General features: G+C 61.2%; 24 protein-coding genes. 9 read left to right on the forward strand and 15 right to left on the reverse strand.

Going from position 1 to position 25009, the window contains the following annotated elements; all coding sequences use genetic code 11:
• Positions 1–87: 87 nt before the first annotated feature.
• Positions 88–1344, reverse strand: coding sequence for an OprD family porin (locus ORL50_RS24990; protein ID WP_266018944.1), 1257 nt, complete (start codon positions 1342–1344; stop codon positions 88–90).
• A 393-nt stretch (positions 1345–1737) separates the two neighbouring features.
• On the opposite strand from ORL50_RS24990, the gene antA reads away from it, so the two are divergent.
• The 8 genes from antA (at position 1738) to ORL50_RS25030 (ending at position 9400) form a co-directional block, all read left to right on the forward strand.
• On the forward strand, positions 1738–3141 hold the full coding sequence (gene antA / locus ORL50_RS24995) for an anthranilate 1,2-dioxygenase large subunit (protein ID WP_266018945.1): 1404 nt from the start codon (positions 1738–1740) through the stop codon (positions 3139–3141).
• 2 nt (positions 3142–3143) lie between these two features.
• A complete protein-coding gene (gene antB, locus ORL50_RS25000; RefSeq protein ID WP_266018947.1) occupies positions 3144–3635 on the forward strand; it encodes an anthranilate 1,2-dioxygenase small subunit in 492 nt (163 codons plus the stop codon).
• An 18-nt stretch (positions 3636–3653) separates the two neighbouring features.
• Complete coding sequence (gene antC, locus ORL50_RS25005) at positions 3654–4679, forward strand: anthranilate 1,2-dioxygenase electron transfer component AntC (RefSeq protein WP_266018949.1); 1026 nt, start codon at positions 3654–3656, stop codon at positions 4677–4679.
• 107 nt (positions 4680–4786) lie between these two features.
• Positions 4787–5947 (forward strand): ABC transporter substrate-binding protein, encoded by a 1161-nt coding sequence (locus ORL50_RS25010; RefSeq protein WP_266018950.1) that lies wholly within the window; start codon positions 4787–4789, stop codon positions 5945–5947.
• Positions 5948–6036: 89 nt separating this feature from the next.
• Complete coding sequence (locus ORL50_RS25015; protein ID WP_266018953.1) at positions 6037–6948, forward strand: branched-chain amino acid ABC transporter permease; 912 nt, start codon at positions 6037–6039, stop codon at positions 6946–6948.
• A gap of 10 nt (positions 6949–6958) precedes the next feature.
• Positions 6959–7975 (forward strand): branched-chain amino acid ABC transporter permease, encoded by a 1017-nt coding sequence (locus tag ORL50_RS25020; protein ID WP_266018955.1) that lies wholly within the window; start codon positions 6959–6961, stop codon positions 7973–7975.
• Complete coding sequence (locus tag ORL50_RS25025) at positions 7972–8721, forward strand: ABC transporter ATP-binding protein (RefSeq protein WP_266018956.1); 750 nt, start codon at positions 7972–7974, stop codon at positions 8719–8721. Before ORL50_RS25020 ends, ORL50_RS25025 begins: the two co-directional genes overlap by 4 nt.
• Positions 8714–9400 carry an ABC transporter ATP-binding protein gene (locus ORL50_RS25030; RefSeq protein ID WP_266018957.1) on the forward strand — a complete coding sequence of 229 codons (687 nt, stop codon included), beginning with the start codon at positions 8714–8716 and terminating at the stop codon, positions 9398–9400. The genes ORL50_RS25025 and ORL50_RS25030 overlap by 8 nt, the downstream gene beginning before the upstream one ends.
• A 386-nt stretch (positions 9401–9786) precedes the next feature.
• Here the strand turns inward: ORL50_RS25030 and ORL50_RS25035 are convergent, their stop codons facing one another.
• The 14 genes from ORL50_RS25035 to ORL50_RS25100 all read right to left on the reverse strand — a co-directional run bounded on the left by ORL50_RS25035 (position 9787) and on the right by ORL50_RS25100 (position 23092).
• Positions 9787–10410: an NIPSNAP family protein gene (locus ORL50_RS25035; RefSeq protein ID WP_266018958.1), complete on the reverse strand. Its 624-nt coding sequence runs from the start codon at positions 10408–10410 to the stop codon at positions 9787–9789.
• Positions 10411–10605: 195 nt separating this feature from the next.
• Positions 10606–11604 (reverse strand): 3-hydroxybutyryl-CoA dehydrogenase, encoded by a 999-nt coding sequence (locus tag ORL50_RS25040; protein WP_266018959.1) that lies wholly within the window; start codon positions 11602–11604, stop codon positions 10606–10608.
• Positions 11601–12707 (reverse strand): NAD/NADP-dependent octopine/nopaline dehydrogenase family protein, encoded by a 1107-nt coding sequence (locus tag ORL50_RS25045; RefSeq protein ID WP_266018961.1) that lies wholly within the window; start codon positions 12705–12707, stop codon positions 11601–11603. The genes ORL50_RS25040 and ORL50_RS25045 overlap by 4 nt, the downstream gene beginning before the upstream one ends.
• Positions 12708–12903: 196 nt before the next feature.
• Positions 12904–14103, reverse strand: a complete 1200-nt coding sequence (locus ORL50_RS25050; protein WP_266018962.1) for an alpha-hydroxy acid oxidase — start codon at positions 14101–14103, stop codon at positions 12904–12906.
• Positions 14104–14217: 114 nt separating this feature from the next.
• A complete protein-coding gene (locus ORL50_RS25055; protein WP_266018963.1) occupies positions 14218–15495 on the reverse strand; it encodes an OprD family porin in 1278 nt (425 codons plus the stop codon).
• A 217-nt stretch (positions 15496–15712) separates the two neighbouring features.
• Positions 15713–16213 carry a flavin reductase gene (locus ORL50_RS25060; RefSeq protein WP_266018964.1) on the reverse strand — a complete coding sequence of 167 codons (501 nt, stop codon included), beginning with the start codon at positions 16211–16213 and terminating at the stop codon, positions 15713–15715.
• A 19-nt stretch (positions 16214–16232) separates the two neighbouring features.
• A complete protein-coding gene (locus tag ORL50_RS25065) occupies positions 16233–17192 on the reverse strand; it encodes a PDR/VanB family oxidoreductase (protein WP_266018965.1) in 960 nt (319 codons plus the stop codon).
• Between the two features lie 78 nt (positions 17193–17270).
• On the reverse strand, positions 17271–18011 hold the full coding sequence (locus tag ORL50_RS25070; RefSeq protein WP_266018966.1) for an SDR family NAD(P)-dependent oxidoreductase: 741 nt from the start codon (positions 18009–18011) through the stop codon (positions 17271–17273).
• Between the two features lie 10 nt (positions 18012–18021).
• Complete coding sequence (locus ORL50_RS25075) at positions 18022–18498, reverse strand: aromatic-ring-hydroxylating dioxygenase subunit beta (protein WP_266018990.1); 477 nt, start codon at positions 18496–18498, stop codon at positions 18022–18024.
• A 19-nt stretch (positions 18499–18517) separates the two neighbouring features.
• The gene (locus ORL50_RS25080) at positions 18518–19792 is read right to left on the reverse strand and encodes an aromatic ring-hydroxylating oxygenase subunit alpha (RefSeq protein WP_266018967.1); all 1275 of its coding nucleotides are present in this window, start codon (positions 19790–19792) and stop codon (positions 18518–18520) included.
• A 30-nt stretch (positions 19793–19822) separates the two neighbouring features.
• A complete protein-coding gene (locus tag ORL50_RS25085; protein WP_266018968.1) occupies positions 19823–20377 on the reverse strand; it encodes a nuclear transport factor 2 family protein in 555 nt (184 codons plus the stop codon).
• Between the two features lie 16 nt (positions 20378–20393).
• Complete coding sequence (locus ORL50_RS25090) at positions 20394–20753, reverse strand: IacB protein (RefSeq protein WP_084317862.1); 360 nt, start codon at positions 20751–20753, stop codon at positions 20394–20396.
• A 27-nt stretch (positions 20754–20780) separates the two neighbouring features.
• Positions 20781–21953, reverse strand: coding sequence for an acyl-CoA dehydrogenase family protein (locus ORL50_RS25095; protein WP_266018970.1), 1173 nt, complete (start codon positions 21951–21953; stop codon positions 20781–20783).
• A gap of 26 nt (positions 21954–21979) precedes the next feature.
• Positions 21980–23092, reverse strand: a complete 1113-nt coding sequence (locus ORL50_RS25100) for an amidase (RefSeq protein WP_266018971.1) — start codon at positions 23090–23092, stop codon at positions 21980–21982.
• Positions 23093–23812: 720 nt separating this feature from the next.
• Here ORL50_RS25100 and ORL50_RS25105 point away from each other — a divergent pair.
• Positions 23813–24964 carry an ABC transporter substrate-binding protein gene (locus ORL50_RS25105; RefSeq protein ID WP_266018972.1) on the forward strand — a complete coding sequence of 384 codons (1152 nt, stop codon included), beginning with the start codon at positions 23813–23815 and terminating at the stop codon, positions 24962–24964.
• Positions 24965–25009 lie beyond the last annotated feature (45 nt).

The following is a 25009-nucleotide window of genomic DNA, read 5'->3' on the forward strand; positions in this document are numbered from 1 at the left end:
GCCATCGACTGCACAAAAGTCAGGCAAGGTGCGCAGGAGTGATTGGGTATTACCTGCCCAGATGGGCAGGCAGGTGTTACCCCGCGCTTACCAGAACTTCCAGGTGTAGGTAGTGATCACGCGGTTTTCGTCGAAGTCATTGGCGTGGCGGAACTTGACGTTGATGTTGCGCAACTCGACGCCGAGGTTCTTCAAGGGACCGTCCTGGATCACGTAGGACAGGTAGATATTGCGCTCCGATTCGCTGCTGTCGCTCAGGGCCCCGCGATCGATATCGGTGCCGCGCAGGTAGCGCGTCATCAGTTTCAAACCGGGCACGCCGACTCCGGCGAAATCGAAGTCGTAACGCGCCTGCCAGGATTTTTCGTTAGGTTTGATGAACGCAATGGCCGACCAGTTCACCAGGTAAGGCTGGGGTGCGTAACCGTTGAGTGTCGGGAATGGACTGTCGCCAAGCATCCGCTGGTAACCCAGGCCAAACGCGTGAGGCCCTTTGCGCAAGGTGGTCATGGCGCCGTAGGAACGGTTGTCGATGCGGCCGTACAGGGCGTCGCCATCTTGCTTGTTGTTGAAGTAGCGCACATCGGTTTTCAGGCCGTAACCGCTGCCCAGATCAGCCAGGTAGGTTCCCCCCAGGTAGTGCTGGCGGTAGATGTCTTCCAGCTGCCCGTAGAAGTACGTGCCGGTCAGCGCTGGCGTGAACGCGTAGCTGGCGCCGCCGAAGTTCAGGCCGTCGCTGCGGCGCTGGATGTCCGGTCCGTTGAACAGGTACATTTTCTCGCTATTGGAAGATTCACGACCGCTGATTTCGGTGAAGCGTCCGCCGGTCAATGTCAGCTTGTCCACTTCCTTGGACTCGATCAGGGTGCCATGGTAAGTGGTGACCAGCTGCCGCGAATCATCCATGTAGGCCACCGGCAGGGTCGGCCGGTGTTCACCGAATTTCAACTCGGTTTTCGAATAGCGCACCTTGGCCGTGTAGCCGCCGCGACCGTACTCGGTGGCCTGCTCCTGCTTGCTGACGCTGTAGGGAATGATGCTGTCTGGCCCCCTGCCGCCACCGCCATCGAGCCGGTAGGCGTACTGCATCGAGGCGTCCAGGCCGAACTGCAGCGGCCCTTCGGTGTAGCCCGAAATGAAACGCAGATCGAAACCCTGGGTCCAGCTGCCAATGCGCGAGTTTTTCGGATTCTCACCCTTGTAGTCACGGTCGATATAAAAGTTTCGCAGGCCCAGGCCCAGGTGGCTGTCTTCGACGAAGTCGGCCATGGCCATCATCGGCGTCATCATTCCGGCCAGGCTGGCCGTCTGCACGCAGCGGGTAAACCAACTCGCTTGAAACATAACTTTCCCCTCCCTTTTAATGTGCGAACACATCAAGTAGCGGCGCGACCAAAGCGATCACCCCAATCGTCGGCAGTTGTTTCTTTATTAAAATAATCAGCGTCAGTCGTTATTAAAGATGTGCGTTGGGTAAAACCCCAACAGGACTGATTAGGCCGTATTAATTCTTGACTCTCTATCCTGTTAATTCGCGAGTCATATCCGTTTACTTCGAATTACCGAGCACCACCCGAGCCCACCGCCAAAGCCGCGAGCCCCGTGCTGGCCGGCCAATTTTATGGACTGTGTTTGCCGACAAAGCGGATAGACCCCGGGCCGGGCAACTTATTTAATAAAGGCACACACCAATTATTTAAATGCACGAATTAGCCCGATGCAACGAGGTATCGATTAATGAACAGTGCAAAAAGCCTGGAACAATGGAAAAGTTTTATTGAGGGCTGCCTGGACTTTCGCCCGGCGGACGGGGTGTTCCGGATTGCCCGGGATATGTTTACCGAGCCGGATTTGTTTGATCTGGAAATGCAGTTGATCTTCGAGAAGAACTGGATCTACGCCTGCCATGAAAGTGAGATCGCCAACAAGCACGATTTCATGACCATGCGCGCCGGACGCCAGCCGATGATCATCACCCGCGACGGCGACGGCCAACTCAATGCACTGATCAACGCTTGCCAACATCGCGGCACCACCCTGACGCGCGTCGGCAAGGGCAACCAGTCGACCTTCACCTGCCCTTTCCACGCCTGGTGCTACAAAAGTGACGGCCGCCTGGTCAAGGTCAAGGCGCCTGGTGAGTACCCGGAAGGCTTCGACAAAGCCACCCGCGGCCTGAAAAAAGCCCGCATCGAAAGCTACAAGGGGTTTGTCTTCATCAGCCTCGACGTAAATGGCAGCGACAGCCTCGAAGACTTCCTCGGCGACGCCAAGGTGTTCTTCGACATGATGGTCGCGCAGTCGCCCACCGGTGCACTCGAAGTGCTGCCGGGCAAATCCACCTACACCTACGATGGCAATTGGAAACTGCAGAACGAAAACGGCCTGGACGGTTATCACGTGAGCACCGTGCACTACAACTACGTGGCCACCGTGCAGCACCGCCAGCAGGTCAACAGCGAAAAAGGCCTGGCCGGTGCCGACACCCTCGACTACAGCAAGCTGGGCGCTGGCGACAAGGAAACCGATGACGGCTGGTTTGCCTTCCACAACGGTCACAGCCTGCTGTTCAGCGACATGCCCAACCCCGCCGTGCGTCCCGGTTACTCGACGATCATGCCGCGCCTGCTCGAAGAGCACGGCCAGGGCAAGGCCGAGTGGATGATGCACCGGCTGCGCAACCTGAACATCTACCCGAGCATGTTCTTCCTCGACCAGATCAGTTCGCAGCTGCGCATTATCCGCCCGATCGCCTGGAACAAGACCGAGATCAACAGCTTCTGCCTCGGTGTGGTCGGCGAGTCTGACGCCGATCGGGAAAACCGCATTCGCCAGTTTGAAGATTTTTTCAACGTTTCCGGCATGGGCACCCCGGATGACCTGGTGGAATTTCGTGAAGCCCAGCGCGGTTTCCAGGCGCGCCTGGAGCGCTGGAGCGACATCTCCCGCGGCACTGGCAAATGGGTCGAGGGCGCCACGCCCAACAGCGAAACCATCGGCATTTCACCGGCGCTGACCGGCACCGAGTTCACCCATGAAGGCCTCTACGTCAATCAGCATGGCAACTGGCAGCGCTTCATGCTCGAAGGCCTGGCGCGCCTGGCCGCCGAAGAGCAACCGTTGAAACTGCGTGAGGTGTGACCATGAATTCGCAACTGCAATACCGCATCGAGCAATTTTTCTATCGCAACGCCGAAGCCTGCGACGCCCAGGATTGGGATGCTTACCTGGCGATGTTCAGCGACGACAGCGAGTTTCACCTGCCGCAATGGGACTCGGAGCACGTCTACACCACCGACCCAAAACGCAGCATGTCGCTGATCTACTACCCCAACCGGGGCGGGCTCGAAGACCGGGTGTTCCGCATTCGTACCGGCAAGGCGGCATCGACCATCCCGATGCCGCGCACCCTGCACCTGATCAGCAATGTGCGCATTGCGCCGCTGGATAACGACGAGCTGGAGGTGCGGGTCAACTGGCACACCCTGTACTACCGACTGCAAACCGCCGAGCAATTCTTCGGCCGCGCGACCTACCACCTGCGACCCGACGGCGATAGCTGGAAGATCTCCCGCAAGCATGTGCTGCTGCTCAACGACACCATCAACTCGGCGCTCGATTTCTATCACCTCTGACTGGCGGAAGTCTGGATCATGAGTCACAAGGTCGCGTTCAGTTTTGCCGACGGAAAAACCCTGTTTTTCCCGGTTCAGAGCAATGAAATCCTCCTCGATGCGGCGCTGCGCAACGGCATCAATATCCCGCTCGACTGCCGGGAAGGCGTGTGCGGCACGTGCCAGGGACGCTGCGAGTCGGGCCTGTACAGCCAGGACTATGTCGACGATGAAGCGCTGTCGGCTGAAGACATTCGCCAACGCAAGATGCTCACCTGCCAGACCCGGGTGCAGTCCGATGCAGCGTTCTACTTCGACTTCGCCTCCAGTCTGTGCAACGCACCGGGCCCGGCTCTGCTCAAGGGCATCGTACGAGCAGTGGAACAGGTCTCGCCGAACACCGCGATCCTGCATCTGGATGCCGGCGCCGATGGCCAGCAACTGGACTTCCTGCCGGGTCAGTACGCCCGGCTGCAGGTGCCGGGCAGCGATGGCAAACGCTCCTATTCGTTTGCCAACCGCCCCAACAGGGGTAACCAGCTGCAATTCCTGATCCGCCTGCTACCCGATGGGCTGATGAGTAACTACATTCGCGAACGCAGCCTGATTGGCGACGAGATCATGCTCGAAGCGCCCCTAGGCGCTTTCTACCTGCGCCATGTCGACAAGCCCCTGGTCTTTGTCGCCGGCGGCACCGGGCTCTCGGCGTTCCTGGGCATGCTCGACGAGCTCGCCGAGCGTGGCGGTTGCGGACACCCGGTGCACTTGTACTACGGCGTGCGCAACGCTGCGGACCTCTGCGAAACCGCACGCATCGCGGCCTACGCCGAGCGCATCCGCGGCTTTCGCTTCACCCCGGTAATCAGCGATCCGACCCCGGACTGGAGCGGCAAGCGCGGCTACATCACCGAGCATTTCGACCTGGCCGAGTTTCGCGATCAGGACCTGGACATGTACCTCTGCGGGCCGCCACCGATGGTCGAGTCGATCAAGCAATGGCTGGCCGGCCAGAGCCTCGACCAGACACGCCTGTACTACGAGAAGTTTACCGATAGCAACACCTGACACTGGAAGCCACAGCCACAACAAAGCTCCAGGCACTCGCACATTTTTTACTGCCCTCCACTAACAACTACGTCTCGCGCGATGCGGACTTCACTAAAGGCGGCATTATGAAAAAACTACTCGTGGGTACATTGCTGGCAGCCAGCTGCGTGGCCAGTCTGCTGGCGCAGGCCCAGGACCCGGTGCGCATCGGTTTCATCACCACCCTCTCGACCCCCGCCGGGTATCTGGGGGAAGACTCGCGCGACGGTTTCCAGCTGGCGATCGACCAGGAGAACGGCAAGCTCGGCGGAGTACCCGTGAGCCTGCTGGTCGAGGACGACGGGCTGCAACCGGCCCGGGCCAAGCAGATCATCGACCGCATGAGCCTGGACGGTATTTCGCTGTACACCGGGGTGATTTTTTCCAATGTACTGGCGGCGGTGGTGAACACCGCGACCAAGGACGGCTTCTACATCAGCAACAACACCGGCCCGTCGAGCCTGGCCGGCAAACAGTGCAAGCCCAACTACTTCGTCGCCTCTTACCAGAACGACACCATCCATGAAATGGCCGGCGTCGCGGCCAACGACCTGGGCTACAAGAAGATGGTGATCCTCGCGCCCAACTACCAGGGTGGACGCGATGCGCTGGAAGGTTTCAAGCGCACCTACAAGGGTGAAGTGACCGAGATCTACACCAAACTCAACCAACTCGATTTCTCGGTCGAGCTGGCCCGGGTACGGTCGCTGGCACCGGATGCGATTTTCGAATTCCACCCTGGCGGAGCAGGCATCAACTTCGCCAAGCAATACGGCAGTTCAGGCCTGGGTAAAACCATCCCGATGGTGGTGCCGGTGTTCTCCATGGATGAGCGCATGCTCGCCGCCACCGGCGACGTCGCCAAGGGCATGAACATCGTGACCCTGTGGAACCCGGCGTCGACCAACCCGGCCAACCAGGCCTTCGTCAAGGCATTCACCGATAAATACAACCGGGTGCCGACCGTGTATGCCGCCCAGACCTATGACACGGCACGCCTGATCGGGGCTGCATTGAAGACCGTGGATGGCAACGTGAAGGACGCCACGGCATTTCGCAATGCCCTGCGCAACGTCAAGTTCGACTCGATCCGCGGCGACTTTGCTTTTGGCAAGAACCAGCATGCGGTCATCGACTGGTATTTGCTGCGGGTAGAAGCCGACGCCAACGGCAAACTGGTCCAGGTGCCGGTGCAGACCATTGCCAAATCGCAAGTGGACAGCTTTGCCGCTGAATGCGCCTTGTAATCCGCGCGCCTGTGGCCAGGTGAGTTCCTGTGGCGAGGGCGCTCGCCACAGGACTGCGCACATTTCCGGCATTTTCCGTAGGATTCCCCATGCTGCTACTCGAACAAATACTTAACGGCCTGCAATACAGCGCGCTGCTGTTCCTGCTCGCCTCGGGCCTGACCCTGATCTTCGGCATCATGGGCGTTATCAACCTGGCCCATGGCGCCTTCTACATGGTCGGGGCCTTTTGTGCCGCCTATACCGCGTCAGCCAGCGGCTCTTTCTGGCTCGCCGGGCTGGCGGCGATTGTCGGTTCTGCGCTGTATGGGCTGCTGATTGAAACCAGCATCATGCGCAGGCTTTACAGCCGCGATCACCTCGACCAGGTGCTGGCCACCCTCGCCGTGGTGTTTTTCACCAACGAGCTGATCACCCTGTTGTTCGGTCGCAGCCCGCCGGCAATGCCGACTCCCGAGTGGTACGGGACTTTCGTCGAAGTCCTGCCCGGCTTGATGTACCCGGTCAGCCGCCTGTTGTTCATCGCGGCTGGAGCCCTGGTGGCGATTGCCATGTGGCTGCTGATCAACCACACCCGCCTGGGCATGTTGATCCGTGCCGGGGCCGACGATCACGAGATGGTCGGCGCCCTGGGCGTGAACATCGCCCGCCTGTACACCCTGGTGTTCGTCTTTGGCTGTGTGCTGTGCGGGCTCGCCGGCTTCATGGCGGCGCCGTTGTTGTCGGTGGAAATCGGCATGGGCGAGAAAGTCCTGATTACCACCTTCGTGGTGATCGTCGTCGGCGGCGTCGGTTCGGTGCGCGGTGCGCTGGCCGGTGCCCTGCTGATCGGCATGGTCGACGGTCTCGGGCGCGCCTATATCCCGCAATTGCTCGACCAACTGCTGCCCGCCGAAGTCAGCGGCACCTTGAGTGGCGGGCTGATTTCCGCCAGCGCCTACATCGTCATGGCCGTCGTATTGCTGGTCCGTCCACGCGGCCTGCTACCGGCCCGTGCCTGAGGAAAACACCATGTCCCGTCGAGTTCTGATCGATCTGCTGTGCCTGGCGACGTTCGCCCTTTTGCCGTTGCTCGCTTCGTTGTTGCACGAACCCTTTTTGGTCAGCCTGTTCACCCGCCTGGCGATCTACGGCATGGCGGCGGCCAGCCTCGACCTGTTGATCGGCTACGGCGCGATGATCAGCTTCGGTCACGCGGCGTTTTTCGGCCTGGGTGGCTACGTGGTCGGCGTGATCGGCTTTCACACTTCCCAGGCGCTGCCGTTGTGGGGCTGGGAAGGCTCCAGCAGCGCGCTGATCGTCTGGCCGCTGTCGCTGCTGGTGTGCGCGTTGTTCGCCGTGGTGGTCGGTTACCTGTCTCTGCGCACCAGCGGCGTGCAGTTCATCATGATTACCCTCGCCTTCGGCCAGATGCTGTATTTCGTGCTCGGCTCACTGTCGCTGTACGGCGGCGATGACGGCATCCTGCTCAGCGAGCGCAATACCCTGCCGGGCCTGGATCTGGACAACCCGGTGCAGTTCTATTACCTGTGCCTGGGACTGTTGGTGGCCTGGCTGCTGTTCTGCCGCCGGCTGGTGAATTCGCGTTTCGGCTACGTGCTGCGCGGCCTCAAGCAAAGCGAGCGACGCAGCGTCAGCCTGGGCCTGCACCCGCTGCGCTATCGCCTGACAGCCTTCGTCATTGCCGGGGTTGGCGGTGGCCTGGCCGGCATCTTGTGGGCCAACTACGCGATGTTCGTCAGCCCGGACATGGGTGCCTGGCACAAGTCCGGCGAACTGATGGCGATGGTCATTCTGGGTGGCGTTGGCACCCTGCTCGGGCCGGTGTTGGGCGCTGCTGTGTACCTGGGACTGGAGCAGGTATTGAGCCTGTGGACCGAGCACTGGTTGCTGATCTTCGGCCCGTTGCTGCTGGTGGTGGTGCTGTTCGGCAAAAAAGGCCTGTACGGTCTGCTCCTCAGTCCTGGACCGCGCTGGCGCAAGTCGCCGGCCGCGCCCGTGATCGTCAATAGCGAGGTGCGTCCATGACTGCGCAACTGTCTACCCAAAACCTGGAAAAATCCTTCGGTGCAGTCAAGGCCACCAACGGCGCAAGTTTCGATATCGCACCGGGTGAACTGCACGCGATCATCGGGCCCAATGGCGCGGGGAAATCCACGCTGATTTCGCAGATCGCCGGGGAGATCCGCCCGGACAAGGGCAGGATTTTTCTCAACGGCCAGGACATCACTGACGTGCCCGCCCACCAGCGCCCTCGCCTGGGCCTGGCGCGAGCCTTTCAGGTCAGCCAGCTGTACCCGGAGTTCACCTTGCTGGAAAACGTCGCCGTGGCGATTGCCGCCCGGGACGGGCAGACCTTCGGCATGTGGCGGCCGCTCGGCACTGACGCCCGCTTGCTGAAACCGGCCGCCGACTATTTGCACCGCGTGGGCCTCGGTTCACGGGGCCAGGCACTGGTCAGCGAGTTGTCCCACGGCGAACGACGCCAGCTGGAAATCGCCCTGGCCCTGGCGCAGGAAGCCTCGGTGCTGTTGCTCGATGAGCCCATGGCCGGAATGGGCGCTGAGGAATCGGCGCGCATGACGCAGTTGCTGCTGGAGCTCAAGGGTCGCTACGCGATCCTGCTGGTCGAGCATGACATGGACGCGGTGTTCGCCCTGGCTGACCGCATTACGGTATTGGTTTACGGCCAGACCATCCTCACTGGCAGCGTCGAGCAGGTTCGCAACGACCCGCAAGTACGCGCCGCCTACCTGGGAGAAGAACATGCTTGAAGTCAGTGGATTGCAGGCCGGCTATGGCCTGAGCCAGGTGCTGTTCGATATGCACCTGAAGATCGAGCAAGGCCAGGTGGTGTCGCTGATCGGGCGCAATGGCATGGGCAAGACCACGACGGTGAAGTCGATCATGGGTCTGCTCAAACCCACCGCTGGCAGCATCCTGGTGCATGGCCGGGAGATGCGCGGCGCGCCGCCCTATCGCATCGCCCAGGCTGGGTTGGGGCTGGTGCCGGAAGGCCGGCGCGGTTTTGGCAGTCTGAGCGTGCGGGAGAATCTGCTCGCTACGGCGACCCGCGGCAAGTGGGATCTGGCGCGGATTTACGCACTGTTTCCACGGTTGCTGGAGCGCCAGGATCAGTTGTCGAAGACGCTTTCCGGTGGTGAGCAGCAGATGATGGTGGTGGCCCGTGCGCTTCTGACCAATCCGCAGTTGTTGATTCTGGATGAGGCGACTGAGGGCCTGGCGCCGATCATTCGTGAAACGATCTGGAGTTGCCTGGCGAGTTTGAAGGCCGAGGGCGAGACGATTCTGGTGATCGACAAGAACCTCAAGGAAATGGCCCGGGTGGTGGACTGTCATCACATTATTGAAAAGGGCCGGCAGGTTTGGAGTGGGACGCCGGGGGAGTTGGCTGCTACGCCGGAGTTGTCTCGGCGGTATTTGGGGGTTTGATGGGGGGCATATTCGGGTTTTTGGTTGTGGCTGATATGGGTTCCGCCCTTACGGCGGGTTACTTGGAAATGGCTACGCGCCCCGGCACCAAGTAACCAAGCGCTTTTTGCCCCACCACTTGGCACCTCGCCTAGGCTCGGTGTGCCCTCACTCCGGCATTGCATCGGCGGCGTTACGTGAACGCGAATTTTTGGCACAACCAAAATCCCCTGTAGGAGCCCGGCTTGCCGGCGATGGCGATCTCGCGAGTGCCATCGCCGGCAAGCCGGGCTCCTACAGGGATTGGCGGTGTGCAGATTTCTGCCCCCCACGGACACTGTGGGAGCTGGCTTGCCGGCGATGGTCGTTAACGATAACGCGTGCTCACAGGACAAACGCGCCGTGACTTACTGCAACGGCGAAAAACTCGCCGGCAGGTAGATCGTCGAATGCATGTCAAGCAGCTGCGGGCCCGAATTTTCCGGGGGCCAGACTCCGTCTTTCACGGCGCGGGTGCGTACGTCCAGGCGCTGTTCGAGAGAGGCGTAGGGCCAGATGTGCAGGTAACGGGGCAGTTGCCCGTCGGTGGCATAAAAAGCCGCATACACCGGTGAGTATTGCTCGGCGGTTCTTGGCCTCACGGCTTTTTCCCAACCCGCTATCGTCGGTGCCAGGCCCGAGGGCACCAGGTCGTACATGCGCAGTTCGTAGAACGGCCCGTGCTGCCCGGCCGGCAATGGCTCGATAAAGGGAAACAAGGTGTAGTTTTCCACACGCATGTTCAACTGGTAAGCCTCGACACCAAACGCGTCCGCGCTCGACAGATAACGTTCGCGCTCGGCCTGACGTGCGGCCTCATCGGTAAAACCGCGCAGCACCGCGATCTGATTCAGCGGGCCGATCTCCGAGGCCCAGCACCCCATCAGCTGCACCCCGGCGTCGGCGTTGTGCAGTTTTTGCTGCAGGCACTCCATGGCAGCGGCAACAGTGCGCACGCGCACGGTGAACGTGATCAGTTCGTACAGCTTCATGACAACCTCGATTCCAGAGTAGACAGGTATTTTTTTACGACTGCTGCGTCCGAACGCGGCCCGAGCCGGACGCAGGCTTCGCCAGCTGCTACATGAGTTGTGTAGCGCAACATGGGTTGTGCGCGCCCTGTAGCAGCTGGCGCAGCCTGCGTTCGGACGGAGCAGGCGCCATGTCAGGCGGCGCGGTGTTCCAGGTCAGGACGTCACCACCGCGCCATTGAACACCGGCGACAACCCCATCAATTCAAGCTTGCGGGTGAACTCACCCAGCCTTTGTAATTTGTAGGCTTCCAGGTCTACCTCGCGGTAGTCATAAAATCCCTCTCCCTCGCGTAGCCCGTTGCGCCCTAGTGCCATGTTGTCGGCGATGACCTGGGGCGGCAGGAAGCGCGGGTCGATGGCTTGCGCCAGGTAGTGCGAGGCATAGAACAGGATGTCGCCGCCGCCCCAGTCGATGAATTCAAGCATCCCCAATACCGAGAAGCGCAAGCCGAAACCGACACGAATCGCCGTGTCGATATCCTCGGCACTGGCCACGCCCTCCTCGACCATGCGCGCCGCTTCATTCATCGCCAGCGCCTGGATTCTCGGCACGATGTAGCCTGCTGCCGGGGAGCACTGCACCGGGACTTTGCCGATGCGCTTGAGCAAGGCCATCAGGCGCTGCAGCACCTGCGGGCAGGTGGCGTCGCTGCGACTGACCTCCACCAGCGGCATCAGGAATGCCGGGTTCAACCAGTGGGCGTTGACGAAGCGCTGCGGGTGCGTGACCAGCGCCGCAAGCTGGGTCACCAGGAAGGTTGAAGTGGTGGACGCAATCACCGTTTCAGCGGCGCACGCCTCGCTCAACCAGGCGAAGGTCTGGGTCTTGAGTTCGAGCACTTCCGGCACTGCCTCGAACACCACTGCAGCTTCTTGCAAACAGGTACTACTGCCCTCGCGGTCGCACAGGCGCACATGGCTCATCGCCTGTTCGGCTTGAGCTGCATCCAGTGAACCGAGGCGCACCAGCGTTGCCAACTCACCCCGCAGATGGTCTTCGACCTCGCGAAAATAACGGGCTTGCGCTGCCGCGTCCCTGTGCTTGATGTCGATCAAGGTCACCGGCAGCCCGGCAAACATGAACGCCAGGGCGATGCCCTCGCCCATGCGTCCGGCGCCGACGATGCAGATGCCTTGCAGGCCGCCGCTCATGCTGGCAACCCCTGGCTCAGGTACTGCGTCATCTGGCTGCGGCTGAGTTGCTCAAGGCCGAGGTTTTCCAGAGTCCGGCCCTGGGCATACAAGTCGATGCCGCTGACCGCCGTAGCCACACTCAGCAGGCCTTGGGCAATCGGGGTCGGCACGCCGGCCCAGCGCCCCACCGACACCAGGAACGACAAGCCCAGGCGCGTGTCTTCGAGCATGTAGCGGTGCTTCTGCAGGTCGATGTCTTCGCGCCAGTCGCCGCTGTCGGTAAGTTTGCCGTGGGCGCCGCGACCGTACATCCATTCATCGCCATCGGTGGCGTAGTGGTCGGCCAGGGGGAAATGCGGTGCGCCGTAACCGAGCGCTTCACGGATTGCGATGCGTTCGGCGTCGAGCGCGTTGGTCACTCGACGGATCGAGGGGACGGTGCCTTCGTTGTGAATGTCCCATGTGTCGAAATGTTCGAGGGGCCCGGCGTTCATCATGATCAACGGCGGATGAATGATCGGCCCGGCGTTCATCAATGCGCCGCTGAGGGCGTCCTCGATCGGCTCGACGCTGGGGTAGGCCTCGCGCAGCACGGCGAACGCCGACTCGCTGAGGCGACTCGGGAAAACCCCGGTCGGCAGGCGAGTCGCGTAGCCGCTGATCACTACCTGGTTATCGCCGTGTTTACGCGCCAGGTAAGGCAAGGTACCGGTTTCGGCGAACGCCACTTCGGCGCGATTGCCGACCCTGACCATCGCCTGGGCGAAGACCATGCTGCCGAACGTGCCCGGTGGCAGGAACACCACCTGGCCGTCGTGCAGCAGCGGCGCGAGTTCAATGGCAAGGTCTTCGTGAGTCGTCGAAGGCAAGGCGATGACCAGCAGCTGTGCATCGACCACCGCGTGTGCCAGGTCGCAGGTCAGGGCCAGGGCGTCGCCGGGCTGGCCGAGGCTGACTTTGCGTTCGCCACGAAAGTCGCGCACCCGCAGATGCCCGAGCCCTTGCAGGGTTTCGAGCGCCGCACTGTCCCTGCGCCACAGGCGCACCGAATGGCCTTTTTCCGCCAACTCTATGGCTGCCGCGTAGCAACCGTGACCACCGCCGATAACACTGATATTCATGGGTTCACTCCTGTAGAAGAGCCTCGATCCTAGCAACGGGGCCAGGGGCTCACTGGCCGAAACGCGCAAGCGTGATTCCGATTCTGCAACGCATTACAACCTGACCTGTAGGAGCGAGCCTGCTCGCGAAAAAACCCAGCGTGGAGTGTCAGGTTTCCCGCGTTATCGTTGACGACCATCGCGAGCAGGCTCGCTCCTACACAGGTGTAAATGTGCAGGTCAATCGGCGCTGGAACAGGCTGTCGCGGTCGAGGTGATTGAGGTGGGTGCAGCCCATCAGGTTCATGCTCCGCGCCAGTTCTTCGCTTAATAAATCCAGGGCGCGGGCCACGCCGGCTTCCCCTGCCACGGCCACGCCGTAAAGCGTGGAGCGCCCGAGCATGACCGCGTCGGCCCCCAGGGCCAGCGCCTTGACGATATCGCTGCCGCGGCGAATGCCACCGTCGAGCAGCAGGCTGAGCTTGCCCCGAGCCTGAGGGGCGATGGCCGCCAGGGCGTCGAGGCTGCTCAGTGCGCCATCCAGCTGGCGACCGCCGTGGTTGGAGACCACCACGCCGTCGAGGCCCAGGGCGATAGCCCGCTCGACATCCGCCGGATGCAGTACACCCTTGAGCAACAGCCGGCCGCTCCATTGTTCGCGCAGCCGTGCCAGGGTGTCCCAGTCGAGCAAGGTGTCCATCTGCTTGCCGATAAACGCCATCGACCCCAGGGCATTGCGTTCGCTCGCCGGCAGGTATGGTTCGAGGTTGCCCATGCCCGGCATCCCCGACGGCCACAGTGTCTGCCTGAGCCAGCGCGGGTGGCGCACCACGTCGAATTTATTGCGCCATGACAGCTGTCGCGGCCTGGCAAAACTGCGCCGGTCCCATTCGCGATTGCCCAGCACCATCGCGTCGCAGGTCAACAGCAGCGTTCGGCAACCGACGGCAGTGGCGCGCTGCAGCAAATCTTTCTGCACCTGAGGATCGCGCATGGCGTACAGCTGGAACCACAGATCAACCCCCGGAACCGCTGCAACCAGGTCTTCAAGTGAGGTGTTGGACGCGGTACTCAAGGTGAACGGCAAACCCCTGGCCGTTGCCGCCCTGGCCAAGTGAATGTCGGCATCGCGGTGCAGCAGGCCGTTGTAACCGGTTGGACCGATCAGCATCGGCATCGGCAACACCTGGCCCAGCAGCAGGCGCGAAGTGTCCGGCGCGTGACACGGCACCATGGCCCTGGCGTGCAGCCCATAACCACTGAAGGCGTCGAGGTTATCGCGCAGCGTCAACTCGGCTTCGGCCCCGCCGTTGAGGTATTCCCAGGCGAAGTACGGCAAGCGTCGTTGGGCCATGTCGGCCAGTTCGGCAATGCTGTGCACTCGATCGAGGTCGGTGCCGGTATGGAAACGGCGCATAGACAGTCCTTTGAACAGAGCAAAAAAATGCCCGGGAGGAGCAATCCGGGCTAAGGAAAACCGTGGTCAAACCGCCCGATGCGCGGGCGGTACTGGAAGCCGCAAGCGACTCGCTCAGAACTTCCAGGTGTACGTGGTGATCAGGCGATTTTCCTGATAGTCCGGGCCGGACGCATTGCCGTTGCCATAACGAGTCTTGACGTCGATGCGTCGCCATTCAAAACCCACGTCCTTGAGCGCGCCGCTTTGCACCACATAACCGAGCACGATGTTGCGTTCGCTTTCGACGTTCTGGTCCAGGGCGTTGCTGCCGCGGTCGATGCCAGTGCCGCGCATGTAGCGGGTCATGAACTTCAGGCCCGGCAAGCCCATGCCGGCGAAGTTGTAGTCGTAGCGCAACTGCCAGGAGCTTTCGCTCGGCTTGACGAACGCCACGGTCGACCAGTTCACCAGGTAGGGTTGCGGCGCATAACCGTTGAGCGTCGGGAACGTCGACTCGCCGAGCATGCGCTGATATCCGACGCCGAAAGCATGCGCGCCCTTTTTCAGGGTGGTCATGAGCCCGTAGGATTTGTTGTCGATATCGCCGTACAGTGCTTTGCCGTCTTCACTGTTATTGAAGTAACGAAGGTCGGTTTTCAAGCCATAACCGGCACCCAGGTCATGGTTGTAGGTCAGGCCCAGATAGTGCTGTTTATAGATATCTTCCAGTTGCCCGAAGAAATACGTACCGGACAAGTTCGGCGTGAATGCATAAGTCGCACCACCAAAATTCAAGCCATCACTACGGCGTTTAACATTGGGGCCATTAAACAGGTACATCTTCTCTCTGTTGGAAGACTCGCGGGAACTGATTTCGGTGAAGCGCCCACCGGTCAGCGTCAGGTTATCGACCTCTTTGGACTCAAGTTGTACGCCATGATAGGTAGTGATCAACTGCCGGGAATCATCGATGTAGGCCACCGGCAACGTCGGTCGAAGTTCACCCACCTTGAGTTCAGTCTTGTTGTAGCGAACCTTGCCGGTCAGCGCCGCGCGCCCGTAGTCGCGGACCTGCTCGCCCTTGCTGGTGTCGTACGGGATGATGGTGTCCGGACCACGCCCGCCGCCGCCATCCAGGCGATAGGCGTATTGGGCCGAGAGGTCCAGGCCGAACTGCAACGTGCCTTCGGTGTAACCCGAGATGGCGCGAAAATCGAAGCCCTGGGTCCAGCTACCGACCCGTGACTGCGGCGCGTCGTGCTGTTTGAAATCGCGGTCGATGTAGAAATTGCGCATGCCCAGGCTGACCTGACTGTCGTCGACGAACTCAGCGTGCGCAAGCAGCGGTGTGAAGACCCCCATCACGGCCGCAGTGGAAAGGCCACGGTTTATCCAGCTGTTCTGAAACATCAAACTTTCCTTCTTTTTTTACATGCGCAAAGGCACGGCTAGTGGAAGCAGATCAATTCAGCAAAGTGCAACTTTGGCAGTCAATCCGCAGTATTGTTTTTATAACCACTTACTGCAAAAAAGTCGTAGCACAGTCATTCGCCGAAACAGCGACAACCGCTTATAGTTATTATTAAATCTTCAACGATATGGGAAAGTTCTATCGTGATCCAAGCACTCAACAGTTCGCTTTGGAAGCATCGCCCAAGCGGTGATAAGCGCGATTGAAATACACTAGGCCTTCCTGGCTCTCGCCATTGCGAATACCCAGGACCTCGCAATAAAAGATGGTGTGCGAGCCGACTTCATGGGCCTGGGCAATCCGGCAGTCGAAACTCACCAGCGCCTCATCCAGCAGCGGCGCACCGCTTTCCAGAGTGCTCCAGGAGGCGCAGGCAAATCGCTGGTCGGTATCGAGGTTGCGATTGGAAAACGCCCCCGACACTTCCTGGTGACCCGCCGTCAGCACGTTGACACTGAGCACGCCGTTGCTCTTGAAGTGCACGTTGGAAAACGACGAGCGATTCATGCACACCAGCAACGTCGGCGGCTGGTCGGTGACGCTGCACACAGCCGAAGCGGTGAAGCCGAAGCGCCCCGCAGGGCCATCGGTGGTGATGACCGAAACCGCGCCACCGAGCATTGCCATTGAGTTACGAAATCCAGTTGTATCGACCATGGTCTTACCCTCCGGTCTATCAGATATCCAGTACCAGCTTCTTGGACTTGGCCCGGGAACAGCACACCAGAATCTGGTCATTGGCGGACTTTTCGTCATCCGTGAGGTAGACGTCGCGGTGATCCGGTTCGCCTTCGATCACGTCGCACAAGCAGGTGCCGCAGACGCCCTGCTCGCAGGACACTTCAATCTTGATGCCGACCGCGGTCAGCGCCTCGACGATGCTCTGGCCTTCGGCAACCTGCACGGTCTTGCCGCTGCGCTGCGCCACCACCTCAAAGCCTGCGCCCGAGGCGTCGACTTCCACCTGGAAGTACTCGCGATGCACGTGATCATCGGCGTAACCGGCTGCCAGGGCCTGGGCAATGACCCAGTCCATGAACCCCGCCGGACCGCAGACATACACATGCACGCCGGCTTGCGGGGTGCCCAGCACTTTGCCCAGGTCGAGCTTCTGCTCGGGTGCCTCGTCATCGAAGTGGGTGTGCAGACGGGCGGCGAACGCCGCGTTGCCGAGCTCGGCGAGAAACGCGCTGCGGCTGCGGGAACGGCCGCAGTAGTGCAGGTCGAAATCGCTGTCACGGGCATTCAACGCATACGCCATGGCGACCATCGGTGTGATGCCGATGCCACCGCCGATCAGGATCGAGCGCTTGGCATCGCTGGCCAGCGGGAAGTGATTGCGCGGCAGGCTGATCTCGATCTCGCGACCTTCCTGCAGCAGCTCATGCACGGCCACCGAACCGCCGCGCGATGCCGGGTCCTTGAGGACGCCGAGGCGATAGGCGCCGGCATTGGCCGGGTCGCCACACAGCGAGTACTGGCGCACCAGGCCGGTCTTGAGGTGGATGTCGACGTGCGCCCCCGCCTCGAAGGCGGGCAAAGGCTGGCCGGCCGGATCACTCAGGTCCAGTACGACCACTCCTTCGCCCTGCTCTTCGCGCTTGCGCACGACGACTTTTAATAATTGATCGCTCATACAGGACCATCCTGAATTTCTGTTCGGGGGACGCCTTTGCGCGCCCCCGCTAGGTGTTCAAAACATGCAACGGTTGACTCAGCGCATGAAGATCCCGCCGTTCACATCCCAGGTCGCCCCGGTCGTGAAGCAGGCGTCTGCGCTGGCCAGTTGCACGATCAGCTTGCCGAGGAACCCGGCGTTACCCAGTTGCCTCACCGGGATCGCCTCGATCAGTTTTTCCAGGCGCTCCGGTGGCACGGCGGCACGCACCGCAGGCGATTCGATCGGCCCCGGAGCGACGGCGTTGACCGTGACTCCGGACGGGGCCAGTTCCTTGGCGAAGATCTTCGTCAGGGTGATGATTGCGCCCTTGGACGCGGCGTAATGCGCACCGGTCGCGGTGCCGCCGTTCTGCCCGGCCAGGGAGGCCATGTTGATGATTCGCCCGTAACCCTGGGCCGCCAGATAGCTGCCGAACACCTGGCAACCGACGAAGGTGCCGCGCAGATTGACGCTCACCACATGGTCGAACTCTTCCGGGCTGATCAGCATCACCGGGGTGGTCATGGTGACCGCGGCATTGTTCACCACCACGTGCAACACGCCCCAATGCGCAACCACAGCCGCCAGCGCCTGCTCGAAATCGGCCTTGCTCGAAACGTCGAGCTTGAGCGCCAGAACCCGCTCGCCAGAGGCATCGAGCTCAGTCGCAGTGGCGTCTGCCGCCTGCAGCGAACGGTCGCTGATCACCACCCGGTAACCGGCGGCCAGCAGTTGTTCGGCGATGCTCTTGCCCAGCCCCTGGGCCGCGCCGGTGACCAATGCAACCTGTGTCATGGCAACGTCCTCAGAGGATGTAGCCGATACCGGCCAGGGTATCGGTGGAGTTGATCAACTGGATCAGCTTGCGCTGGATCTTGAAACTATCGCCGTCGCGCACCAGTTGGAAAGTGACATCGGCGGTGTACTGCTTGAGCACGTCCTTGCGGAATTCGCGCAGGTTCTGCGCACAGCGTACGGTGACTATCCCGTCCTCATCCGACAGCACTCGGAAGCGCGACTGGCTGCGCACGGTACGCGCCCGCGGGGTGGTCGAAATCGACTCGCCGCTGGTCAACCGGGTGACGCGCAACTGGCGCATATGGTGATCGTCGTAGGCGTAGTTCAGGGTGTTCTCGAAATCGGTCTCCAAAGGATCGATCGGGATGATGTAGGTGGCGGTCTCGGTCCACAAGTCGAGCCATTCGACGAAGTCGCCGTGGTCGAGCATGTCCGCTTCCTGCCAGATGAAAGCGCTGACCTGGTTGAGCAATTGCAGATTGATCATGGGGTTCTCCGTCGACTCAGGCCGACATCATCTTTTTCCACTGCTGGTAGCCAGCGCGCATGCCGGTTTCGGCGCTCACATCGCTTACCAGCCCGTCTTCGGATTTGGTTTCGCCTGGCAGACCACGGTTGAGCATGATCCACAGGTCGGTGCCGGCACTGGCGCCACGCTGCACGCGTTCCCAGGCTTCGGAATCGTCCGGGGTGCCAAAGCCCATCGGGCCCTGGAAGTGTTCATGCAGGCGCAGGCGATAGCGGTTGGCCACGGCGGGGCCGCCGTCCATGGTGATCACGGCGTGATGGATTTCGGTCTCGTCCACCGCGATTGGCTGCAACACCCGGAAGAACGCCATGGAGCAGGCAATGTTGGGGAACAGGTTGAGGTTGAAGCCCGACCCGCCCACCGCCCGCACGATGCGCCGCACCGACGATTCGTCCTGGCCTTCGGCGCGCAGCTGGCTGGCCAGCTCTTCGAAACGTTCCGGGATCGGCAGGTCGAGGTTGGCTTCCAGGTCGACCAGGTCGGGGATCATCACCATCACGCTGTGGCCGTTGCCCAGGTCTTCGACGTAGCCAGGCCCTTTGACGAAGTCGAACAACTCCAGGGTCTGCTCATCCACGGACGACAGGAACGACTTGTGCACCAGCGGAAAGTGGTAGGCGTCGGTGGTGTTTTCCAGCTGGATCTTCCAGTTGCCCGGGAAGCGGAAGCGATGCTCGCCACCGACCTTGACCGGGTAGCCGGCACCCTGCTTCATGAACAGGTCGATCCATTTTTTCGCCGGGCCGAGGAAGTCGACCAGGGGCTCGATATCGTCCTTGAACGTGGCGAAGATCATGCCGTTGTACTGCTCGACCCGCAGGCTGACCAAAGGCAGCTCGGATTTGTCCAGGCAGTCGCCGTAGCTTTCCGGATGCGGCACGCCGCGCAGGCTGCCATCCAGGGCGTAGCTCCAGCCGTGGTAAGGACACACGAAGCTGTTGGCCTTGCCCTTCTTGTGTTCGCAGACCGTGGCACCACGGTGGCGGCAGCGGTTAAGCAGCACGTGCACGTCCTTCTTGCGATCGCGCACGACGATGACCGGCTGCTTGCCGACGTAGGTGCTCTTGTAGCTGCCGGACTCGGGAATCTCACTGGCGTGGGCGACCCAGATCCAGGTGCTGTAGAAAATCTTGTCCAGCTCTTGATCGAAGATCTTGGCGTCGGTGTACAGCGAGGTGTGCACGCGGTCAGGCAAGACCAGGTCGGACGGGCTGGTGTCCAGGTTTACGGCGGTTATCAGGTTATTCACGATCACTCCTCGTCGGCTGGCTCGCCGACTCTAAGAATTCTGGTTGTTGCTTGAGGACTGGCCGGACTTGCCGGGTACAGGCAGGTGCGCGGCGCTGTTCCAGCTGTCCACCGGGCGGCTGAACAGGTTCTCGGTCTGGAAGTGCGCCATGCGCCACTTTCCCTGTTCCCGGGCGAACCGCACCGTCAGGCGGGCACTGTTGAGGTGCGAGGCACCCGAGGCAAAGGTCGAGGTCTGCAACATCACCCAGCTGGCATCCGCGGCATCACCGCTGACCCGGATCAGTTCCGAGGTCAGGAAGTGCACGTTCAGCGCAAAGTGCGCCGGTTCGACCATGTAGGTGGCGAACATGGCCTTGATGGCCTCGCGTCCGTGGTAACCACCAAAACTGTCCTGGTACCTGGCACCCTTGCCTTCCCAGATCGCCTCCGCGGTGAACAGCCCGGCCAGCTCTTCAAGCGGCGATTGCACGCCCAGCTCGTCGCACAGAACCATGTAGCGGTTCATGCAGGCACGGATCGCGTTCTCGCTTTCCAGCTGGTCGAGCCGCTGCTCCAGGGTGCGCAAATGCTCTTGTGATGACATGGCGACCTCTCTTCACTCAGCGCTGGATGATCAGTTCGCGGCCGGTACGGGCCTCGACCTTGCAGTACTTCCAGAGTTTGTAAGGGCCGTTGCCGACGTCGGTGGTGCGAAACAGATTGCACGCGGCGTGCACGGTTTCGATGTCCGGGACATCGGCCAGCAGGTACGTGGTCCAGGGCCAGCCGGCGGATGGGCCGACCATGCTCTGGTCGTCGTCCATGTTGCCCAGCACAGTGACGCCCGGCAGGTCGGCGATGCCGTTCCACATGGCGCCGAACGCGGCCCAGACTTCTAGGGCTTCGGGGCGCGGGGCATCGAAGAAGTTCTGGTTGATGCCGATGCAGAACAACACTCGCAGGGCTTTTTTATCGGTCATGGGGTTCACCATTCAGTAGGAAAAAATTTACAGGTAGCCAGGCAACGGCTTGTTGCCGAAGAAGATCGCGCCGGCGTTCTGGTAGGTCATATCGCCCATGAAGGCGTGCTGGGTAATGACTTGGGTGTCGTTGACGAAACGCGACAGCGGACTGGTGCGATACACGCCGCTCATGCCCGAGAGCATTTGCGCGGTGCGCGCGACTTCGGCGGCGATACGCGTGGCGTGGGTCGATGACAGGCGCAGCATGTTGGTCTGCTCGACGCTTACCGGATCGCCAGCCAGGACACTGGCCCAGGCATCGTCGATCGCCTGGTAGAACCACGAACGCGCAGCGCGCAGCGACGCCTCGGCCTTGGCCATTTCGACCTGGGCCAGCGGCCGGTCCGACAACGATGGCGCACCGGTCACGGAAATTCGCCCGCTGGCCATGCCGCTCAACTCGTCGAGCGCGGCCCGCGCCACGCCCAGGCCAACCACCGACAGCACCTGGGTGGCGAATGACAGCGACGGATAACGGAAGAACGGCTCGTCCAGATTCGATGGCCCACCGCGCACGAAGGTCCACTCTTCCGGCACCACCACGCCTTCGACTACCACGTCATGGCTGCCGGTACCCACCAGGCCGACCACGTTCCAGGTCTCTTCGATCCGCACCTTTTCCCGGGGCATGACCGCCAACCGTGGCAGGCCGAGCATGTCGCCGTTTTTCGGGCTGATACCGACGCCGATCAACGAAGCACCCATGCAGCCGCTGGAGAACTTCCAGCGGCCGTTGACCTCCAGGCCGCCTTCGACGAAGGCCGCTGGCTGAGGTGGGAAAATTCCGCCGGCGAACACTACGTCAGGTGAGTCGGCATAGATCTTTTTGATCGTTTCCAGCGGCAATGCCGACAGGTAGACCGGGCTCATGCCGAAGCTGGCCACCCAACCCGCAGACCCGTCGGCGATCGAGATGTCTTCCACCATCTGGCAGAACTCGGCGGGCGAACGTTCGTCACCGCCAAAACGCTTGGGCACCAGGGCACGGTAGACGCCGAGGGTGCGGAATTGCTCGATCACGTCCTGCGAAATGAATTTCTGCTGGTCGAACTCTTCGTTCCGGGCACGCTCACGAATCTCGACCAGCAGCTTCTGAAACGCTTCATTCGCCGTGATCGGCGCGCGGTGCTGTTGATCCAGCTCGCTTGGCGCAGTCATGGTTTTCTCCATAGTCAGCATGTCGATTACTCTTCCAGGCGCCGGACCAGCTCGCGGCCGACTGCACACAGCAGTTCGTCCGCGCCATGGGCGGCAATCAGTTGAAGGCCTACCGGGAGTCCCGAAGCGCTTTCCAGGGGAATGCTCAGAGCCGGGTGACCGGAAAGGTTGAATGCGCGCACCAGGGAGGTCATCCCCAGCGCGGCGCGAGTGTCGGCCGCATCGGCGACCAGCAAGGGAAAATCGGGCATGGTCGGCAGCGCCAGGATCGGCGTGATGGCCAGGGCGGCGTCCACCTCGGCGGTGAACGCACGTCGCACCAGTTCAGCTTCGGCAACGGACTCGGCAGAGGTCAGGCTGGCGGCGCGCAGGCGGTCGGCAACGTCCTGGCCGACCCGACCGGTTTCCAGCAGATGGCCGCACGCAGCCCAGGTTTCGGCGTTGATCACCGCCATACCGGCGCCGTAAGCCGCCGACATGCCAGGCAGTGATTGTTCGGTCAGCGTGAACCGCGAACGCTCCAGCGCCTGGCTCACAACCGCCTGAACCTGATCGTCGGCGGGCACTGCGACCACACCAATGCAGAGGTTTTCCGGGACCGCGGCCACGTTGAAACTAGGATCAATAACGTGCATGGCAGCAATCAGGCTGTCCATGTCCCGCGCCAGCGGACCTACACAATCGAGGGTGCTGCGCGCCGGCATGACACCCTGGCGACTGACCCGGCCGAAGGTTGGCTTGAGGCCGAACACGCCACAGCACGCTGCAGGAATGCGCACCGAACCACCGGTATCGGTGCCCAGCGCGAAGTCGCAAAGGCCCGCCGCCACCGCTGCCGCCGAACCACTGGACGAGCCACCCGGGATGTAACCCGGATAACGCGGATTGGCCGCAGTGCCGGTCCAGGCGTTGAGGCCGGTGGTGCCGAAGGCCAGTTCGTGCAGGCTGGTTTTACCGGTGATCCGGCAGCCTGCATCCAGGACCGCCTGAACCACTTGGGCATGTTCACGGGCGGCGGGTGCATCGGCCAGTGCCTGGCTGGAAGCGCGGGTCGAATAGCCGGCGATGTCGATGGTGTCTTTCACCATGACCGAAGGGCCGCTCCCGCCTAGGGCTAAATCCTCGACAACAATCGACATGCTCTTTACCTGCTCGTTATGTGTCATCAGAACGGACGCCCTCGGCAAGAAGGCGCTGCAATCGCTTAAATCTAAAATCGTAATATTTACGTGAAATGTCAATTGAATTTTACCGAATGAAATAGTGTGTATTTTCGGTGCAGATTTTCCCGACGCGCACCAGCTGCGTGCAATTTGGTAACACCTGCGAAATACGCAAAATCACCGTATAAAACGTTTTTAATCGTTATAAATCATGATCTTATGACACATAGGCAGAACAAACAGGGACAAATATTTCCAAAAATTTCGAGCAAGGTCCCAGGTCAAAAACCGACGCGCAAAAAAATAATTTGGTGAAAATATGGCCGTGCAAAACACCTAAAAAACAGGTGTTTTTTTGAATTTTTTCATGGGCTTTTTTCGACTGATTCCAGGCTTGTTGATTCAGATCAAAGCCTTGTTCGGCATGGTGTGGTGGCTACTTGCCCTGCCCCGAGACAGCGCTTTTGCACCCTGTCAAAACCCTCCTTCTGGGCAGTCTCCAGGCGAGCCCCGTGGAGGCCCCGGTAACACCCGTGGGCGGTGCACCAGAAAATTTTCTGGCATGCAATCTGCTCTTTGGTCTGGCAGCAGTTAGAAAAAAAACAGGGCCGTACCTTGGGCCGCTCTTGCATCACAGGGTGATCAGCGCGGTCGGCCATTAGCCTTTTGCAGCGTTGCAACTCTTCGGAGAAAGTCATGCTTTTCAGAAAAGCCGTGTCCACGTTGTTGTTGAGTGCCGCCTGCGCCGCCGCCGCGCAGGCTGAAGTGAAAATCGGTGTCATCACCTCCTCCACCGGGCCGATCGCACTGGTCGGCCTGCCACAGAAGAACACCGTGCCGTTATTGCCGACCCAGGCCGGCGACCAGACGGTCAAATACATTTCCCTGGATGACGCGAGCGACCCGACGGCGACGGTGAAAGCCCTGAAAAAGCTGATCGACGAAGAAAAGGTCGATGCCATCATCGGCCCGAGCGGTTCTCCCAATGCCATGGGCGTGATCCAGTTCGTCGCCGAAGCGGGCGTGCCACTGCTGGCTCCGGTGGGCACCGCCGCCGTGGTGCTGCCGATGACCGAACAGAAGAAATGGGTATTCAAGACCACACAAAACGATGACCTGATCGCCAAGGCGCTGTTCGAACACATGGCCAAGAAAGGCGTGAAGACCCTTGGCTTCATTGGCACTGGCGACCCCTATGGCGAGAACTGGGCCAAGGTCATGGCCGGCCTGGCGGCGCAGCAGAACATCAAGGTCCTGGCCAATGAGCGCTTCCAGCGCCAGGACACCTCGGTGACCGGGCAGAGCCTGAAAATCCTCGCCGCGCGTCCCGATGCGGTGTTGGTCGCAGCGCCCGGCAGCTCGGCAGTGATGCCGCAGACCACCCTGTTCGACCAGGGCTATCGCGGCCAGGTGTACCAGACTCACGGCGCCGCATTGCCGGACTTCCTCAAGCTCGGCGGCAAGAAAGTCGAGGGCACCGTCCTGGCCGCCAGCCTGATGCTGGTCCTCGATGAAATCCCCGACAGCCACCCTTCGAAGAAAATCGCCAGCGACTACACCGCCGCCTACGAAAAGCTCAACGGCAGCAAACCGGCGACCTTCGGCGGCAACACGTTCGACGCCGGCCTGCTGCTGCAACAGGCGATCCCGATTGCCTCGGCCAAAGCAGCGCCTGGCACTGCCGAGTTCCGTGCGGCCCTGCGTGATGCGCTTGAGCAAAGCCACGAACTGGCCGGCACCCAAGGCGTTTACAACATGACCGCGCAAGACCACAGCGGCTTTGACGAGCGCGGGCGCGAACTGATCGTGGTGAAGAACGGCAACTGGATGTTGTTGCAGGACAACTGACCCGGGCGCACAGCCCGCTGCCCGACCGCCGGCGAGCCGACCTGC

Origin of the sequence: Pseudomonas sp. RIT-562 (genome assembly GCF_026241895.1) — a bacterium.
In the GTDB taxonomy this organism is placed as follows: domain Bacteria; phylum Pseudomonadota; class Gammaproteobacteria; order Pseudomonadales; family Pseudomonadaceae; genus Aquipseudomonas; species Aquipseudomonas mandelii_F.

Excerpts from the sequence above, each read along its gene's own strand:
- ORL50_RS25085 (WP_266018968.1), bottom strand. The coding sequence starts at position 20,377 with ATGTCATCACAAGAGCATTTGCGCACCCTGGAGCAGCGGCTCGACCAG.
- ORL50_RS25055 (WP_266018963.1), bottom strand. The coding sequence starts at position 15,495 with ATGTTTCAGAACAGCTGGATAAACCGTGGCCTTTCCACTGCGGCCGTG.
- ORL50_RS25010 (WP_266018950.1), top strand. The coding sequence starts at position 4,787 with ATGAAAAAACTACTCGTGGGTACATTGCTGGCAGCCAGCTGCGTGGCC.
- ORL50_RS25105 (WP_266018972.1), top strand. The coding sequence starts at position 23,813 with ATGCTTTTCAGAAAAGCCGTGTCCACGTTGTTGTTGAGTGCCGCCTGC.
- antC (WP_266018949.1), top strand. The coding sequence starts at position 3,654 with ATGAGTCACAAGGTCGCGTTCAGTTTTGCCGACGGAAAAACCCTGTTT.
- antB (WP_266018947.1), top strand. The coding sequence starts at position 3,144 with ATGAATTCGCAACTGCAATACCGCATCGAGCAATTTTTCTATCGCAAC.
- ORL50_RS25045 (WP_266018961.1), bottom strand. The coding sequence starts at position 12,707 with ATGAATATCAGTGTTATCGGCGGTGGTCACGGTTGCTACGCGGCAGCC.
- ORL50_RS25015 (WP_266018953.1), top strand. The coding sequence starts at position 6,037 with ATGCTGCTACTCGAACAAATACTTAACGGCCTGCAATACAGCGCGCTG.
- ORL50_RS25035 (WP_266018958.1), bottom strand. The coding sequence starts at position 10,410 with ATGAAGCTGTACGAACTGATCACGTTCACCGTGCGCGTGCGCACTGTT.
- ORL50_RS25050 (WP_266018962.1), bottom strand. The coding sequence starts at position 14,103 with ATGCGCCGTTTCCATACCGGCACCGACCTCGATCGAGTGCACAGCATT.
- ORL50_RS24990 (WP_266018944.1), bottom strand. The coding sequence starts at position 1,344 with ATGTTTCAAGCGAGTTGGTTTACCCGCTGCGTGCAGACGGCCAGCCTG.
- ORL50_RS25070 (WP_266018966.1), bottom strand. The coding sequence starts at position 18,011 with ATGACACAGGTTGCATTGGTCACCGGCGCGGCCCAGGGGCTGGGCAAG.
- ORL50_RS25065 (WP_266018965.1), bottom strand. The coding sequence starts at position 17,192 with ATGAGCGATCAATTATTAAAAGTCGTCGTGCGCAAGCGCGAAGAGCAG.
- ORL50_RS25095 (WP_266018970.1), bottom strand. The coding sequence starts at position 21,953 with ATGACTGCGCCAAGCGAGCTGGATCAACAGCACCGCGCGCCGATCACG.
- ORL50_RS25030 (WP_266018957.1), top strand. The coding sequence starts at position 8,714 with ATGCTTGAAGTCAGTGGATTGCAGGCCGGCTATGGCCTGAGCCAGGTG.
- ORL50_RS25020 (WP_266018955.1), top strand. The coding sequence starts at position 6,959 with ATGTCCCGTCGAGTTCTGATCGATCTGCTGTGCCTGGCGACGTTCGCC.
- antA (WP_266018945.1), top strand. The coding sequence starts at position 1,738 with ATGAACAGTGCAAAAAGCCTGGAACAATGGAAAAGTTTTATTGAGGGC.
- ORL50_RS25090 (WP_084317862.1), bottom strand. The coding sequence starts at position 20,753 with ATGACCGATAAAAAAGCCCTGCGAGTGTTGTTCTGCATCGGCATCAAC.
- ORL50_RS25100 (WP_266018971.1), bottom strand. The coding sequence starts at position 23,092 with ATGTCGATTGTTGTCGAGGATTTAGCCCTAGGCGGGAGCGGCCCTTCG.
- ORL50_RS25025 (WP_266018956.1), top strand. The coding sequence starts at position 7,972 with ATGACTGCGCAACTGTCTACCCAAAACCTGGAAAAATCCTTCGGTGCA.
- ORL50_RS25040 (WP_266018959.1), bottom strand. The coding sequence starts at position 11,604 with ATGAGCGGCGGCCTGCAAGGCATCTGCATCGTCGGCGCCGGACGCATG.
- ORL50_RS25060 (WP_266018964.1), bottom strand. The coding sequence starts at position 16,213 with ATGGTCGATACAACTGGATTTCGTAACTCAATGGCAATGCTCGGTGGC.